The organism is Erwinia aphidicola (genome assembly GCF_014773485.1).
In the GTDB taxonomy this organism is placed as follows: domain Bacteria; phylum Pseudomonadota; class Gammaproteobacteria; order Enterobacterales; family Enterobacteriaceae; genus Erwinia; species Erwinia aphidicola.
The window spans coordinates 496,918-510,625 of the sequence record NZ_JACXBP010000002.1 but is presented as its reverse complement, the minus strand read 5'-3'; the positions used below and the strand labels follow the sequence as shown (position 1 = coordinate 510,625).

The following is a 13,708-nucleotide window of genomic DNA, read 5'->3' as shown; positions in this document are numbered from 1 at the left end:
CCCCCTGACAGGGCGTCAGCAGCAAAAGAGGATAGGTTAGAAATATCTGAGTAAAAAAAGAGGCATCGAATAACGCCGTGGAAAGAGATTGTGAACCCGCCACAGCTTTCATATTATGAAAATCACGCTTTATTTTGAAACATCCAGTCACGTCATGGAGCAGAAATGAAAGAGAGACAGCGGCGCATTCTCGATCGGGTAGAAGAGAAAGGTAAAGTCAGCATCAGCGAGCTGGCGCGTCTGTCCGGGGTTTCCGGGGTGACGATCCGTAAAGATCTCGCGGAGCTGGAGAGCCTGCACTATCTGAGCCGCGCCCACGGTTATGCGGTGTCGCTTAACGACCTCAGCGAACGCGTCAGCAGCAACTTCACCACCAAAGAGGCGATGGCAAAACGGGCGCTGACGCTGCTGGAGGAGGGCGATACGCTGTTTATTGAAGCGGGCAGCAGCAATGCGCATTTCGCCCGTGAGATTGGCCGCTCCGGGCTGGATGTCACGGTGGTCACGCCCTGCGTTTATGTGGCTAATGAACTGAAAAACTGCCATCAGGATGTGGTGCTGATCGGTGGCGTGCTGCAAAAACGCAGCGAGTGCCTCGTCGGGCCGCTGACGCATCTGTGCATCAATAACATCAATTTTAACAAGGTATTCATCGGCATTGATGGCTACCACCCGAACTATGGCTTCACCGGCCGCGATATTATGCGCGCAGAGAATATCCGCCTGGCAATTGAGAAAGGCGTGCAGAACTTTGTCATCGCCGAGTCGGCGAAATTCGGCAAGCTGTTCCCTTATAACGTGGCGAAGCACAGCGATATCGACACGGTGATTACCGATGCGGGCCTGCTGCTGAACGTCGAAACGGCGCTGACGCAGCAGGGCGTGACGGTGATGAAAGCCTGAAGCTTTCATAAAACGTAGCCTGAGTGACTCAATCCTGCCGCAGATGAAAGCGCGCTTTCACTTATTGCAGGCGGCAGTGGATGTAACACCATTAATCAGTTAATTTTCATAGAGATACATCGCCATTCGCGCATGTAATTTGCACATGTGGAAGCGTGATGGCGATCAAATTTAGCCATCAGGATTTCATTTATCTTGCTGTGAAACAAAATAGCTTTCATTTGAAAGGTAAACTGGCTTCCCGGAGGGTGTGATGGAATTTTATTTAGATACCGCTGACGTCGGCGTGGTGAAACGCCTGGCGGCGATCCTGCCGATCAAAGGGGTCACCACCAATCCCAGCATTGTGGCACGCAGCAGGCGTCCGCTCAGCAGCGTGCTGCAGGAGCTGGTCTCAATCCTGCCTGCTGACAGTACGCTGTTTGCTCAGGTGATCGCCCACGATGCCGCGGCGATGGTGGATGAGGCGCTGCAGCTGCGCGAAGCGGTGCCGGAACTGGTGGTGAAAGTGCCGGTGACGCATCAGGGGCTGACGGCGATTAAAGCGCTGACGCAGCAGAATATCCCGACCCTGGGCACGGCAGTATACGGTGCCGGACAGGGGTTTTACGCGGCGCTGGCCGGGGCGAGCTATATCGCGCCCTATGTGAACCGCATCGATGCGCAGGGCGGAGACGGCATTGCGCTGGTGAAGGAGCTGCAAACCCTGCTCGGGCTGCACTGCCCGCACAGTAAAGTGCTGGCGGCCAGCTTCCGCACGCCGCGCCAGGTGCTCGACTGTATGCTGGCGGGCTGCCAGGCGATCACCGTCGATCCCGACGTGGCCGAGCTGTTCCTGCTCGATCCGGCGGTCGACAGCGCGCTGCAGCGCTTCGATCAGGACTGGTCTGCGGCCTACGGTAGCCTGCAGCTGTCGTAGATCTCTTACTCGCTGGCGAGGTGCTGTTCCAGCTTCGCCAGCAGCGCCACCAGCTGCTGCTGCTCATCATCACTCAGGGCGGTCAGCATCGCTCTCTCATTTGCCACATGCTTGCCCACCAGCTCATCAATCAGCTGAAACCCGCTGTCGGTTAACTGCACGTGCACCGAACGGCGGTCGCCAACAATCGGCACGCGGATAAGGTGGCCGTGCTTCTCCAGGCGATCGAGGCGGCTGGTTAGCGTGCTGTTGTTGATCATCAGGGCGCTGACAAGCTGCGACGGGTTCAGTGCGTAGGGCGCGCCGCTGCGGCGCAGGGTAGCGAGAATATCGAATTCGCTGCTTGAGAGCCCGTACTGGCTGAACAGCTGCTGGATTTTCAGCCCGGCGAAATAGCGGGTGCGGCCGAGCTGACCAATCACCCGCATGGGCGCGACATCAAGGTCCGGACGCTCCTGCTGCCACTGCGCAATGATCTTGTCGATAGGCATCTGTGAACTCATCTTTCTGATATTCCTTCTTATTTTTTTACTGTCACTCGCATGCTTGCGCCAAAGTAGCATAATTTGGGCAAAAATATCATCCGCGGATATTTCACTTTCGAAATACTTTGACTGATTTATAACGCTATCGTACTTTACGATCTCGTAATAAATTCGGCCTGTCGCCGGATAATGCGCGGAGTGCAAAATGATAGCGTTACGACACCTGGCGTTTCTCGCCCCCTGCGTGTGGGGCTCCACCTACTATGTCACTACCCAGTTTTTACCGGATGATAAACCGCTGCTGGCGGCGCTGATCCGCGCGCTGCCCGCCGGGCTGATCCTGATTTGTGGGGCTCGCCTGCCGGAGTGGCGCTGGCTGCTGCGGCTGCTGGTGCTGGGTGCGCTGAATATCGGCCTGTTCTTTATCCTGCTGTTTTCTGCAGCCTATCGCGTACCGGGTGGGGTGGTGGCGCTGATTGGGGCGCTGCAACCGCTGGCGGTGATCGCGCTCTCCAGCCTGCTGCTTGCGCAGCGCGCCAGCAGAAGCCAGCTGCTGGCGGCCGGGCTGGGGGCGGTGGGCGTTTTTCTGCTGATTGCGCTGCCTTCAGGACGGCTCGATCCCGTCGGGCTGCTGGCGGCGTTTCTCGCCACTCTGAGCATGGGCAGCGGGCTGGTCTTAACGAAAAAGTGGGGCAGGCCCCCACGGATGAGCATGATGACGTTTACCGGCTGGCAGCTGCTGGCCGGTGGACTGGTGGTGCTGCCCGCCCAGCTGCTGACGGAGTCCTTGCCGGCAACGCTGACCCTGACCAATCTGCTTGGCTATGCCTGGGTGGCGATCCCCGGTTCGCTGTGCGCCTACTGGCTGTGGTTTGCCGGCGCCGAGGCAAACCCCCCGGTGGTGATGTCGCTGCTGGGGTTGCTCAGCCCGCTGGTGGCGCTGATCATCGGTTATGCGCTGCTCGACCAGACGCTGAACGCCAGCCAGCGGGTGGGGGCGCTGCTGATTTTCAGCGTGGTGCTGATGGTGCAGTGGGGCAACGCGCGGCGCGTCCCTGCATCCTGACAATAAAGCTGCCCGCGCCTGCCAGCGTCAGCAGCGCCACCACGCCAGGCCAGCCCGCTTTTTCCAGCATCAGGCTGCCGAGCGCTGAGCCTATTGCCATGCCGATAAACACCCCGGTGAACATCAGCGCATTGAGACGGCTGCGGGCGGCCGGTTCCAGGCCGAAAATCAGCGTCTGGTGCGATACCAGCGTAGCCTGCACGCCGAAATCAAAGCCGATGGCGGAGGTGACAATCAGCGCCAGCTGCGCAGGTACCGGCAGCAGCGGCAGTAAGAACAGCGCCGCGAAGGAGACGGTCGCCAGCGCGGTGCTGAACTGCGTCACCAGCGCCGGGCCGCGGCGGTCGGCCATGGCGCCGGCCAGCGGAGCCGCCAGCGCACCGGCAGCGCCGGCGAGGCCAAATGCTCCCGCCGTGGCGCTGCCAAGCCCGTAGTGGTTATGCAGCATAACCGCCAGCGTCGACCAGAAAGCGCTGAATCCAACCGACAGCAGCCCCTGCGCCAGCGCGGCGCGGCGCAGTTCGCCATGCTGGCGCCAGAGATGGCGCATTGAGGCCAGCAGCGCCGGGTAGCTCAGACTGGTGCTCGGGGCGATATGCGGCAGGCGGCGCCATAAAATCAGGGTCATCATCAGCACCAGCGCCGCCGCGAGGATAAACATCACGCGCCAGCCAAAAACCTGCGCGACCAGCCCGCTCACCACGCGCGACAGCAGAATGCCGAGCAGCAGCCCGGTCATCACCGTGCCGACGGTTTTACCGCGCTGCGCTTCCGGTGACAGGCTGGCCGAGGCCGGAACAATATCCTGCGCCATGGTCGCGGTAATACCAATGGCCAGGCTGGCAGCCAGCAGCACCATGATGTTGCCCGCGGCGGCGCTCAGCAGCAGCGCCAGCGTCAGCAGCACGCCCTTGATGGTGATGATGGTGCGGCGATCGTGACGGTCGCCCAGCGGAGCCAGCAGTAAGATACCCAGCGCGTAGCCCATCTGCGTCAGCGTCGGCACCAGGCCGCTGGCGGTGACGCTGGCGTGCAGATCGCCGGATAAAATCGCCAGCATCGGCTGGCTGTAATAGATGGATGCCACGCTAAAGCCCGCGCCGCTGGCTAACATCAGCACGGTGCGGCCGCTGAGCGGTGGAGGAGTGAGTGATGCGCCGGAGAGGGTCGACATGTTGTGTAGCCTGTTAGTCAGTGGTGGATGCCGCTATTGTCCGCTGCGCGGGTGACGCTGGGTAGTCGCCTGGCGAGTAAAACTGTTATACGATGAGCGTATGAACAAATCTTCTCTTGCTGGCACGGACCGTATAGAACTGATGCAGACCTTCGTGCGCATCGTTGAAGCAGGCAGCCTGTCTGCGGCGGCCGCACGTCTGGAAACCAGCCAGCCGACCATCAGCCGCCGCCTGCAGGCGCTGGAAAAGCTGCTCGGCCTGAAGCTGGTGCAGCGCACCACGCACGTCATGAAGCTGACCGAGGACGGCGAACGCTGCTATGCGCATGCGAAAACGCTGCTGGAGAGCTGGCAGGGGATCGAGGACGATCTGCGCGGCGTCACCGAGGAGCCGCAGGGCGTGCTGCGCGTGCTGGCTCCGCACGCCTTTGGTCAGGACCAGATGATCGCTCCGCTGCAATCCTATCTGCAGCGTTACCCCAAAATGACCGTCGACTGGATGCTGAGCGACCGCCGCCCGGACTTTATTGCCGAGGGTATCGACTGCGCGGTGCACGTCGGCCCGGTAACCGATCCGTCGGTGGTGGCCCTGCTGGTGGCGGAAGTGCCGCGTATTGTGATCGGCACCCCGGCGCTGCTGGCACAGCGGCCGCTGCCGCGCCATCCCCAGCAGCTGCAGGACCTGCCGTGGCTGTCGCTGAGTATTTTCTATCGCCACAGCGTGACGCTCAGCCATGAGCAGAGCGGGGAGACGCAACGTTTTGATATTCAGCCACGCCTGATGACCGACAGCCTGTACGCGCTGCGCAATGCGGCGTTGGCTGGGATGGGGGTGGGCATTGCCTCATCCTGGGTGGTGGCAGAGGATATTGCGCGCGGTGAGCTGCTGCATCTGGCCCCCGAGTGGCAGGCTTCCGCGCTGCCGGTTTATCTGGTTTATCCGCACGCGCGCTACTACCCGGCGCGTTTACGCATGTTTCTGGCGCTGATGAAAGAGGTCATGCCGGCGCTGAGCGGAACTCAGCACCCGGGAAGATAGAAGGGCGCCCGTCAGGAGCGCCCGTTAAGCGGTGATTAGAAGCTGTAGCTGACGCCCGCCTGCCAGGTGCGGTCGCGGCCGATCCAGCAGTTATTGGTGTCGTAGCAGGTGAAGGTCTCTTTGTTGGTCAGGTTCTGCGCGCTGACTTTCAGCGTGACGCCCGACAGCGTTGCATCCACTGCCGCCATATTGTAGGACAGCGCCATATCAAACAGCGTGGTGCCGCCCAGTTTGCCCTGATCGTTGGCCAGCGAAATCTCCATCGGACCGGTATAACGCGCACCGCCACCGACGGTCAGACCGCGCAGCACGCTGCTGTCGAAGGTGTAATCCCCCCAAACGTTAAATGCATTCTCGGCCACCTGAGTAGGGCGCTTGCCCTGGTATTTATCATCTTTGGTATTCAGCGCGTGGGTATAGGCGTAGTTGGCGATGATAGTGATATTGTCGGTTGGGCGGGCGTTCAGCGACACTTCGGCCCCCTTCGACTCCACTTCCCCGGTCTGGCGATAGTTCAGATAGCTGAGATCGGAAGTCAGCACGTTTTTCTGGCGGATAGTAAACACCGAGGCTGTCAGGGTGGTGGCATAGTCAGCCAGCAGATATTTCACACCGCCTTCCAGCTGGCGGCTGGTAGTGGGTTTGGCGCTGGTCAGATTGCCGGTTGGCGACACGGGCAGGAAACCTTCGGAGTAGCTGATAAACGGCGCAATACCGTTATCGAAGGTGTAAAGCGCGCCGAGGCGTTTGGTCAGACGATGCTGTTCAACCCAGCTCTTATCGTTGTTGCTCAGAGAGTTGGTATTGGTTGAACGGTAGTCGTCATAGCGCAGTCCGGCGATCAGGCTTAGCTGGTCAAACTCGATTTGGTCCTGGAAGTAGTAGCCGGTCTGATTGTAGCTCAGGCGATTTTTCTGCGCGGTATACAACCCCAGAGCGGACTCTGACACCAGGTTGTAATCCGGGTGCAGCATATCGATATCCGGTGATTTCTGCGAGGCGTACTGATAGTTAAAGTGCGAGTCCAGGCGCTGGTGATCGATACCGACCATCAGATGGTTTTTAACGTCGCCGATATCTACCTGTTTGGTGAGCTGATTATCGATATTAAAGCTGCGCAGGTCTTCGTCAGTGGTGTAGGCAAAGCGCGGCAGGATAATGCTGTCCGCCGTCTGCGTCATGCTACCGGTGGCGTAGATGCTGCGCTGATGGGTATCGACATCGAAGTAGCGTGCTTTCTGCGCGAAGCCCCAGCCGCTGTCAAACTCATGTTCAAAACTGTAGCCAACGGACCACTGGCGCTGCTTAAAGCCGCTCCAGTTATCACCGGAGTAATCACGGCGGGAAGCGTGCCCCGAACGCAGATAAGCAATCGGCAGCGGATTAGACGGCGTCAGGCTTGGGATATCCTGGTACTGGGCATCAAGGGTCAGACGCGTTTTATCCGATGGCTGCCAGGTCACGGAAGGGGCCAGCAGGTAATTTTCTGATTGAGTGGAATGTGGCTGATCGTCGCCCGCGCTGGCCTTGCCGATAAAGCGGTAACTCCAGTCGCTGTCGGCAATCGCACCGGTACTGTCGATATAGCCTTCGCGCAGGTTGCGGCTACCCGTATTAAAGCCCACTTCGGTTTGCTGCTCGCGCTGCGGTTTTTTACTCTGAATGTTGACCAGGCCGCCCGGCGATCCGTTGCCGTACAGCACAGAGGCCGGGCCTTTCAGGATATCCACGTGATCGATCAGAATCGGGTCAATATTGGCTTTGGTATTACCGGTGACGTTATACGGCAGCTGCAAGCCGTCGTAGAAGGTGTTATCGACGGTGAAACCACGAATTTTGTACTCGCTCATATAGCTGGTCGAGCCGCGGGTTTCTGTCGACACGCCAGGCGCATAGCGCAGGATCTCATTCAGCGAGTTGGCATGGCGCTGGCTAATTTCCCTGCTGCTGACGCTGTTAATCACCTGCGGTGTTTTACTCTCCGGCACTGCCGACTTAGTGGCACTGTTGGTGTAAGCCGGCAGGGTGGCTGCGGAGCCGTCACCGGAGGCACTGACCACGAGGGTGTCATCGGCGCTGGCGGCAAAAGCGGAAGAACTGAAGCTGCTGGTGATAAGCACGGCAAGAAGGCACGGCTTAAAAGTAAACGTTTTCATGGTTGCCATTATGATAATGTGAAAGATAACGACAATTATTATCATTAGCGATTCAAAAACAATAAGGCGATGAAAATAAAAACGGCAGGGAGGCTGATCGCGGGTGGCAGTTGGCGACTCAGTGAAAGCCGCATCTCACCCTCAGGCAGATGCGGCTGAATGTTAGCTCTCGGAACTGAGAGGGGTTTCCGCCGGGATAAAGCTGTTGATGATACGCACGTAATGTTTACGCTGGGTTTCGGTAAAATCTTTATTCACCGCCAGAGTGAATACCAGAAGTTTGCGAGAGTCCGGATTGCGTTGCGGATGCACAGGAAGCGTAACAATAGACGATACCTGCTTAATCCATACCCCCTCTTCAAGGAATTTATTGGCCGTTTGCAGCACCGCCAGTTTAGCCGGGCCTATTTCATGTTTGAGATTTTTTCCTTCCACCTCAAAACCCGGCACAGATCGCTTCATTTTTTCCCACTGTTTTTCACAAAAATCGTCAACGCTCTGGTCTTCATCCAGGGTGGCGCGATTAATCAAGATATTGTAGGGATTATTCTCTTCATCCATATAGCGCAGAATATTGATCGACTGATCTTCCTGCGGTTGGTAAGTAGAAAATACACCTTCATTAATTGGGTAAATAATTGATTTTTTTAACATAAAGTTTCTCTCAATTCCTTTTGCTTGTTACAGGTAATGAAATGATTTCTACGCGGCGATTCTGCGCGCGCCCTTCTTCGGTCTCGTTGCTGGCTATCGGATGCATGTTACCCGCGCCTTCAACAACAAAATGCGTGGTGGGCAAGCCGGTTTTTGTTACCAGCCAGTCTTTGACCATCTGCGCCCGTTCTGTCGATAGAGCATAATTAGCCTGCGGAGAACCCGTGCTATCGCTATGGCCGACGATCAGAAACATCTGGTGCGGATGCTGAACCAGCGTACTGGCGATCTCCTCCAGCTTTTTTTCGCTGCCGGGCATCATGCTGCTGCTGCCATGTTTAAACAGCGGAACGATATCGGTTAACACGAAAGATCGCGCATCCCCGTCGCGCGGTGGGGCAGGCAAAAATGACCTCAGGGGATTTAAGGCGCTTAACGGGGTGCGAACAGGCTGGCGGTACTCATGGAGGGTAAATGCCGCCAATAACATGATTAACAGCGCGGCAATGGCTGGCCAGTGACGGCGTCGCTTGCCTGAAGCGGTTAACGCCAGGGGGGCGGTAAACGGCTGGATATCCCTTTCTGCAGGAAGCGGGATCGCAGGAAGCGGAGGCATCGCCGTTGAGGCCGAAAGTGCAGGCAGAATACCGTACTTTTCCTGCATCCATAGCGACCAGGCACCATGACGGCTGAACCCCTCGCTGTGGTCAGCAAGAGTCACTCCGGCCAGATCCAGCTGCGAGTTATCGAACAGGCTTTGTAGCACATTCATAATACGGTTCTCAGCCATCCAGGCAACAAACATACTTCCCAGCGCCTGACGCTGTATGGCATATAAATCACTACCGTCATCGACAGCGTCGAGTTCGGCGAGCAGTTTGATAAGGCAGGTTTCCAGGTTCAGATGCCCAGCGCCCGAGGTTGTCAGCCTTCCTGTCCAGGTGGCGCGTTCCGGGTCGTGTGAATGGCGCTGCTGGCTAAGCCGGGAATACAACCCCAGCAGGCAAGGCAGATTTCCAGTCAGGGGGGTGGCAGATAAAGCCTGCTGCCAGGCGGTGATCTGCTCGATCAGTAATCCACTGTTCTCTAGCCCGTCCGCCAGCAGGGGAAAATAGGCCAGGGTGGCTAAGTGGCTTTGGTTGGCTTTCAGGTGCACCAGCCGTTTGGCAAGGGTGTTGGCATGGCCGGCGACTATCCAGACAATGCCGTTATCATTGCTGGTGGAAAGGTCGGACTGACTGAACCACTTGCTGGCAAAAGGCCCGATGATAAACACCATCAGTCGTGGGGAGCGGAGCTGAAACTCATCTTCTGGCAGCCATGTTTCGCTATCGCTTGAGGCAGTCAGAGCCGGCCGGGGGCGGTATAGGTAGCGGGCGCGGCAGTGAGTGCGCAGTCTAATCAAGGCTTCGGTTTGCGTTTCTACCTGTATGAAAAGCATTAACAGTTGCCAGGCGTAACGGAAAGTCACCTCGCTTTCGCTGTTAAGCAGACGTTCCAGCATGGCAGCGGGCTGATTTTCATCACTCTCTGCGCTGTAGCCATAGAAGTAATTCACCAGTGAATAGCGCTGCCACGACAGCATATCACTCTGCGAGTGGGTGAGCAGATGCCGGTCAAAATAACAGCATATTGCCCTGCACAGCGCTTCGCTCTCGCTTTCCGGCTGGCCTTCTGCACGTCGTGTTTTGTTAAACTGCTCTATCAGCGAAATGAGTTTGAGCTGGAAATCCGCAGCAGAAGGAATGATACCTTCGCAGGAGAACAGCGTGTCTATGCCGACCAGGCGGCTAAAAAAAACGTCACTTTTCACCATGCGCTCTCCGTCACTGCGCCCCAGCCATCGGCTGCCGACCACGGACATACCCTTACGGTGACGGGCTTATGCGCCAGGTTCGCGGCTTTAAAATCCACTGAGAGGCGCAGCTCGTCATTTATCGCTTCAGCGCGCAGCGCCTGTAAATCGACGGGGGTGAGTTTGCGTTGATAAAGCAGCACGTTCTGAAGGCTATAAACCTGGATGTGGAGATAGCCCTCATGCTGCACGCAGAAGGTAAAGTCCGCCTGATTTAAGGTAATGGGCTTTCTATACCAGGCAAACTGGCGGTCCAGCCATGCGGCTTCGTCGTTGGGTGGGGTAGCAAAAAAACTCACGGCGTCTGGGCCTGCAACTTCAGGCTGTACGGTGCCATTTTGCAGGCAAATTCCCGCCTGGTATTCAAACTGCCTCAGTGTCCTTTTATTACCTAGCGTATAAGGAGTAAGGCTATCCGCACATTCGGCTTCCAACCCTAATAAGGTCCTGACGCGCTTTTTGGAGAGGTTATCTCTTTGCCACCAGGCTTGTTCTACCGCGCCTTCCTCTTGGGCCTCGGTGGTGTGATCGCCCCAGACCTTGGGGCGATCTTCACGCTGATAGTAGTGCCACAGCAAAGGTTTGTGCGGATGATAAATATCGTAGCCGTGAGTAAAAGCGCGTAATGCCATGGCGATCTCCTCACCAGCAAAAAAGATCTGCGGGTCGTTTGGAACTGTGCTGACAAAGTCACCGCTGGTGAAAATGAAGCCGGCTGCCAGATAACTTCCGCGCACCGGAGCGGTATCCTCGAATGTTTTGGAGTTAAACATAGGGATGCCCAGCCGATCGTATTCATTAAATATCAAGCGGCTGACATATCGCTTTTTGCTCTCTTCTTCGCCTTCTCCCGGAGAATAGGCCGGCGGGTAAGAGGAAATAATCGGTAACGCTGATGTTGTGCGCAGTTTCTGTAGCATGGCGATCATCTCGCTATCCCAGTCGGGAATGAAGCGGCAGTGAGAGTCGATTTGCAGGAAATAAGTTTCATTGTTAAACAGCTTTTCGGCCAGGCTTCGTGCCCAGCATGCGCCCTGGCTGCTGTAATAATGTTTAATGATTATCGCGATCTCTGCCTGCTGGTAGCGATAGCTTGCCACTTTTTCACCCGCGACGGTCTGGCAGCCCTGCAGCTCCAGCCCTGCCTGTTCGAAAACGCGCATATCTTCGTTATCCTGCCAGCAAATGGCGATACGCAGATTTTCAGGGTGCGCGGCATGGTGCAGCATATCCCGTAAAGTGGGCAGCAATTCCGCGTCACGATAGCTGGCGATACTGATAAATACAGTCTCCGGTTTATTCATTTTTTTCCTTCCGTGAAAAATTATCCTGTCACTCAATATCAAAAGTTATTTCGGCCTTAGCGGTGAACACGCCTTCAGCAGGGGAGGGTTTTGGTCCGGCAATCAGCCTGGCCTTCCACGAGTATTCTGCCGGTCCCTGACTGGTGCTGGAAAGCTGCTCCGAAGTACTGCCATCGAGCTTCATCACTTTTCCATTGCTGTCTTTAATTTGAATTGCCAGTTTGTCTTTATTTCCCGACGCATCTTCTGCCCGAATTAAGGAAGCATCTGAAGAGGGCGTGTTGGTCGTGATCGAGGCACTGGCGGTATAGTTGCCGTAATCGCTTTTACAGGTAATCGAGAAATCAAGATCGCGCTCTACACCGTCTTTAAGCAGGGAAGGGGTCACAGTACCGAAATCGATATTTTTGGCGCTGTCGGGGGTGCAAACTGGGGTACTGATGATTTTTATTTTATCGATATAGAGCTTGAGGTAATAAGAGGATACAGCTGGCGAATTTATCCAGTTGTAACCATATTCGTTTGGGTCGAGCACGGTATCACCCAGCGGATCTTTCAGGCGCAGTCTGTCACTGGTTTTGAAAAACTGAATATGGTAGTACGAGCCGGGAAAAATGGAGAATAACCCTGTTTTATCGTCTGCGAAGCTCATTTTTGAGTCACTGGGAAAAGCGCCCTCTGCTGTGGCGTTGTTAAACCATAATTTCACGCCAATACCGGGAATATTGGTCGGGTAAATTTTTTCACTGCTCGGTAAGCCAGACAGGTTCTCCGTTGTTTTGCCATACGGTGTACCTGGTCTGCAGAATTGGTATTTTATATATGAGGTGGTTGAAGGCGAGTAGAAATCTGCGATGCTTGAAGTCGTACCGCTTGCTGCGTCGGCGGAGATATTAATAGTCTGTTCAGCAACGGTGAGGGTAGTGGGTGAGCTCCCTTCATCTAAATAGCAGAATCCACCGGCAGCTGCTGGCGCTGCGATTGAGAAGATTAACCCCGAAAGTACGACGATTAAGAGCCTTAACATTCGTTACTCCTTCTCTTGATTCAGTAGGGTGACGATTTCTACGGGGTACATTTTTAACAGGTCAGAAAAATTTCTGCCGATGCTCTGTTCTGCATAGTCCAGCAGCTGGACAACAGGGGTGCTGGGTTCGCTGGTGGCAAACCATTGGCGAACTTCCCTCAGGCGGAGTAACGCCTCCGCACGGCCGGTAATGCCAGCCTGTTTTGTCACCGACTGAGCGGCGCAAGGGGCGACCGCAACGGGGGGGGTAAGCAGGGCTGGCTCGCTATCGGTGGTGGTGACTTCCGCCACAACTTCTGCGCTCTGTTGTAACGGCAGAGCCGGGGGAGGCGCTTCAGTGAGCTCAGCGAGTGCAAAGGGTGCGCTAAGAAACTCGCTGGAAAATGGCTGGAGCAGCCCGCTCAGCAGCGCGAAATCCGGCGCTTCGTGCGCCAGCATCTCTGTCAGGAGCTGTTTTATCGCTATGACATAGTGATAAGCCTCTGAGAGTGGACGGATGTCATCATTGGCGTTCAGTCGCCATTCATCCATGATGCCAGCAATAGCGGTATCCGACAGCGCGCTCTCTTCACGGGGAATCAGATGGGCCTTCTCAACGTCTTTGATCGTGAGCTGCAGGCCAGATGCTTTGGGCAGGGGATGATTGCGAAGATCGTGCAGCAGGGCGTTGGTATCTTCCAGCTCGGAAAAGGCGTTAGCGCGAAGTATCGGGGTAAACTCCCCCTCGTCGTACAGCTGTGGATGAAGGTCATTCGGCCAACTTTGTAATACCACATAGAGTGCCTCCAGCCCCTCCGGCAGCGCGCGCAGGCCAATCTTGCGTAGCCGGCAGCGTATCAAAATGATAATCAGCCTGATGTCTTTGCTTTTTTGCAGCAGAGTAAGGCAATCGCGCTCGGTATCGGTCCAGTTAACTGGCTCTGCCGCTTCAAAAAAACTGCCATATTCAACATCCTGCCTCGGCTGCAGCCTTGACTGCAGCAAAATAAAATCGGCATCGTACTCAATGTTTTCGCCGCAGGGGGCATGCCCAACGGTGGGGTGTAAAACGGCTTGATAATAATCGGAGAAAGTTAACTTAATTATCTGATTCATATGTTTTTCATCCATGAGTCGTGGCTTATCT

12 protein-coding genes are annotated in these 13,708 nt (G+C 56.1%); 4 read left to right on the top strand and 8 right to left on the bottom strand.

Annotation, left to right across the window (positions count from 1 at the left end; translation table 11 throughout):
- The first annotated feature begins 165 nt into the window (after positions 1-165).
- Positions 166-903 carry a DeoR/GlpR family DNA-binding transcription regulator gene (locus ID864_RS06805; protein WP_048917487.1) on the top strand — a complete coding sequence of 246 codons (738 nt, stop codon included), beginning with the start codon at positions 166-168 and terminating at the stop codon, positions 901-903.
- A gap of 253 nt (positions 904-1,156) precedes the next feature.
- The gene (gene fsa / locus ID864_RS06800) at positions 1,157-1,822 is read left to right on the top strand and encodes a fructose-6-phosphate aldolase (RefSeq protein WP_048917486.1); all 666 of its coding nucleotides are present in this window, start codon (positions 1,157-1,159) and stop codon (positions 1,820-1,822) included.
- A 5-nt stretch (positions 1,823-1,827) separates the two neighbouring features.
- Here the strand turns inward: fsa and ID864_RS06795 are convergent, their stop codons facing one another.
- Positions 1,828-2,325, bottom strand: a complete 498-nt coding sequence (locus tag ID864_RS06795) for a MarR family winged helix-turn-helix transcriptional regulator (RefSeq protein ID WP_191149609.1) — start codon at positions 2,323-2,325, stop codon at positions 1,828-1,830.
- 187 nt (positions 2,326-2,512) lie between these two features.
- Here ID864_RS06795 and ID864_RS06790 point away from each other — a divergent pair, with 187 nt between their 5' ends.
- Positions 2,513-3,373, top strand: coding sequence for an EamA family transporter (locus ID864_RS06790; protein WP_224750423.1), 861 nt, complete (start codon positions 2,513-2,515; stop codon positions 3,371-3,373).
- Here ID864_RS06790 and ID864_RS06785 read toward each other — a convergent pair.
- A complete protein-coding gene (locus ID864_RS06785; RefSeq protein ID WP_191149608.1) occupies positions 3,318-4,547 on the bottom strand; it encodes an MFS transporter in 1,230 nt (409 codons plus the stop codon). The two genes, ID864_RS06790 and ID864_RS06785, sit on opposite strands and share 56 nt — an antisense overlap.
- A gap of 100 nt (positions 4,548-4,647) precedes the next feature.
- Here ID864_RS06785 and ID864_RS06780 point away from each other — a divergent pair, with 100 nt between their 5' ends.
- On the top strand, positions 4,648-5,586 hold the full coding sequence (locus ID864_RS06780; protein WP_048917483.1) for a LysR family transcriptional regulator: 939 nt from the start codon (positions 4,648-4,650) through the stop codon (positions 5,584-5,586).
- 35 nt (positions 5,587-5,621) lie between these two features.
- Here the strand turns inward: ID864_RS06780 and ID864_RS06775 are convergent, their stop codons facing one another.
- The 6 genes from ID864_RS06775 to ID864_RS06750 all read right to left on the bottom strand — a co-directional run bounded on the left by ID864_RS06775 (position 5,622) and on the right by ID864_RS06750 (position 13,692).
- The gene (locus tag ID864_RS06775) at positions 5,622-7,742 is read right to left on the bottom strand and encodes a TonB-dependent siderophore receptor (protein ID WP_191149607.1); all 2,121 of its coding nucleotides are present in this window, start codon (positions 7,740-7,742) and stop codon (positions 5,622-5,624) included.
- Between the two features lie 162 nt (positions 7,743-7,904).
- A complete protein-coding gene (locus ID864_RS06770) occupies positions 7,905-8,396 on the bottom strand; it encodes a DcrB-related protein (protein ID WP_099754416.1) in 492 nt (163 codons plus the stop codon).
- Between the two features lie 10 nt (positions 8,397-8,406).
- Entirely contained in the window at positions 8,407-10,212 is a 1,806-nt protein-coding gene (locus ID864_RS06765) for an OmpA family protein (protein WP_191149606.1), read from the bottom strand.
- A complete protein-coding gene (locus tag ID864_RS06760) occupies positions 10,206-11,555 on the bottom strand; it encodes a GlcNAc-transferase family protein (RefSeq protein ID WP_191149605.1) in 1,350 nt (449 codons plus the stop codon). The genes ID864_RS06765 and ID864_RS06760 overlap by 7 nt, the downstream gene beginning before the upstream one ends.
- Positions 11,556-11,583: 28 nt before the next feature.
- Positions 11,584-12,582, bottom strand: a complete 999-nt coding sequence (locus ID864_RS06755) for a fimbrial protein (RefSeq protein ID WP_099754414.1) — start codon at positions 12,580-12,582, stop codon at positions 11,584-11,586.
- 3 nt (positions 12,583-12,585) lie between these two features.
- A complete protein-coding gene (locus tag ID864_RS06750; RefSeq protein ID WP_224750422.1) occupies positions 12,586-13,692 on the bottom strand; it encodes a type VI secretion system protein TssA in 1,107 nt (368 codons plus the stop codon).
- Positions 13,693-13,708 lie beyond the last annotated feature (16 nt).

Excerpts from the sequence above, each read along its gene's own strand:
- ID864_RS06750 (WP_224750422.1), bottom strand. The coding sequence starts at position 13,692 with ATGGATGAAAAACATATGAATCAGATAATTAAGTTAACTTTCTCCGAT.
- ID864_RS06780 (WP_048917483.1), top strand. The coding sequence starts at position 4,648 with ATGAACAAATCTTCTCTTGCTGGCACGGACCGTATAGAACTGATGCAG.
- ID864_RS06775 (WP_191149607.1), bottom strand. The coding sequence starts at position 7,742 with ATGAAAACGTTTACTTTTAAGCCGTGCCTTCTTGCCGTGCTTATCACC.
- ID864_RS06755 (WP_099754414.1), bottom strand. The coding sequence starts at position 12,582 with ATGTTAAGGCTCTTAATCGTCGTACTTTCGGGGTTAATCTTCTCAATC.
- ID864_RS06790 (WP_224750423.1), top strand. The coding sequence starts at position 2,513 with ATGATAGCGTTACGACACCTGGCGTTTCTCGCCCCCTGCGTGTGGGGC.
- ID864_RS06770 (WP_099754416.1), bottom strand. The coding sequence starts at position 8,396 with ATGTTAAAAAAATCAATTATTTACCCAATTAATGAAGGTGTATTTTCT.
- ID864_RS06765 (WP_191149606.1), bottom strand. The coding sequence starts at position 10,212 with ATGGTGAAAAGTGACGTTTTTTTTAGCCGCCTGGTCGGCATAGACACG.
- fsa (WP_048917486.1), top strand. The coding sequence starts at position 1,157 with ATGGAATTTTATTTAGATACCGCTGACGTCGGCGTGGTGAAACGCCTG.
- ID864_RS06795 (WP_191149609.1), bottom strand. The coding sequence starts at position 2,325 with ATGAGTTCACAGATGCCTATCGACAAGATCATTGCGCAGTGGCAGCAG.
- ID864_RS06760 (WP_191149605.1), bottom strand. The coding sequence starts at position 11,555 with ATGAATAAACCGGAGACTGTATTTATCAGTATCGCCAGCTATCGTGAC.
- ID864_RS06805 (WP_048917487.1), top strand. The coding sequence starts at position 166 with ATGAAAGAGAGACAGCGGCGCATTCTCGATCGGGTAGAAGAGAAAGGT.
- ID864_RS06785 (WP_191149608.1), bottom strand. The coding sequence starts at position 4,547 with ATGTCGACCCTCTCCGGCGCATCACTCACTCCTCCACCGCTCAGCGGC.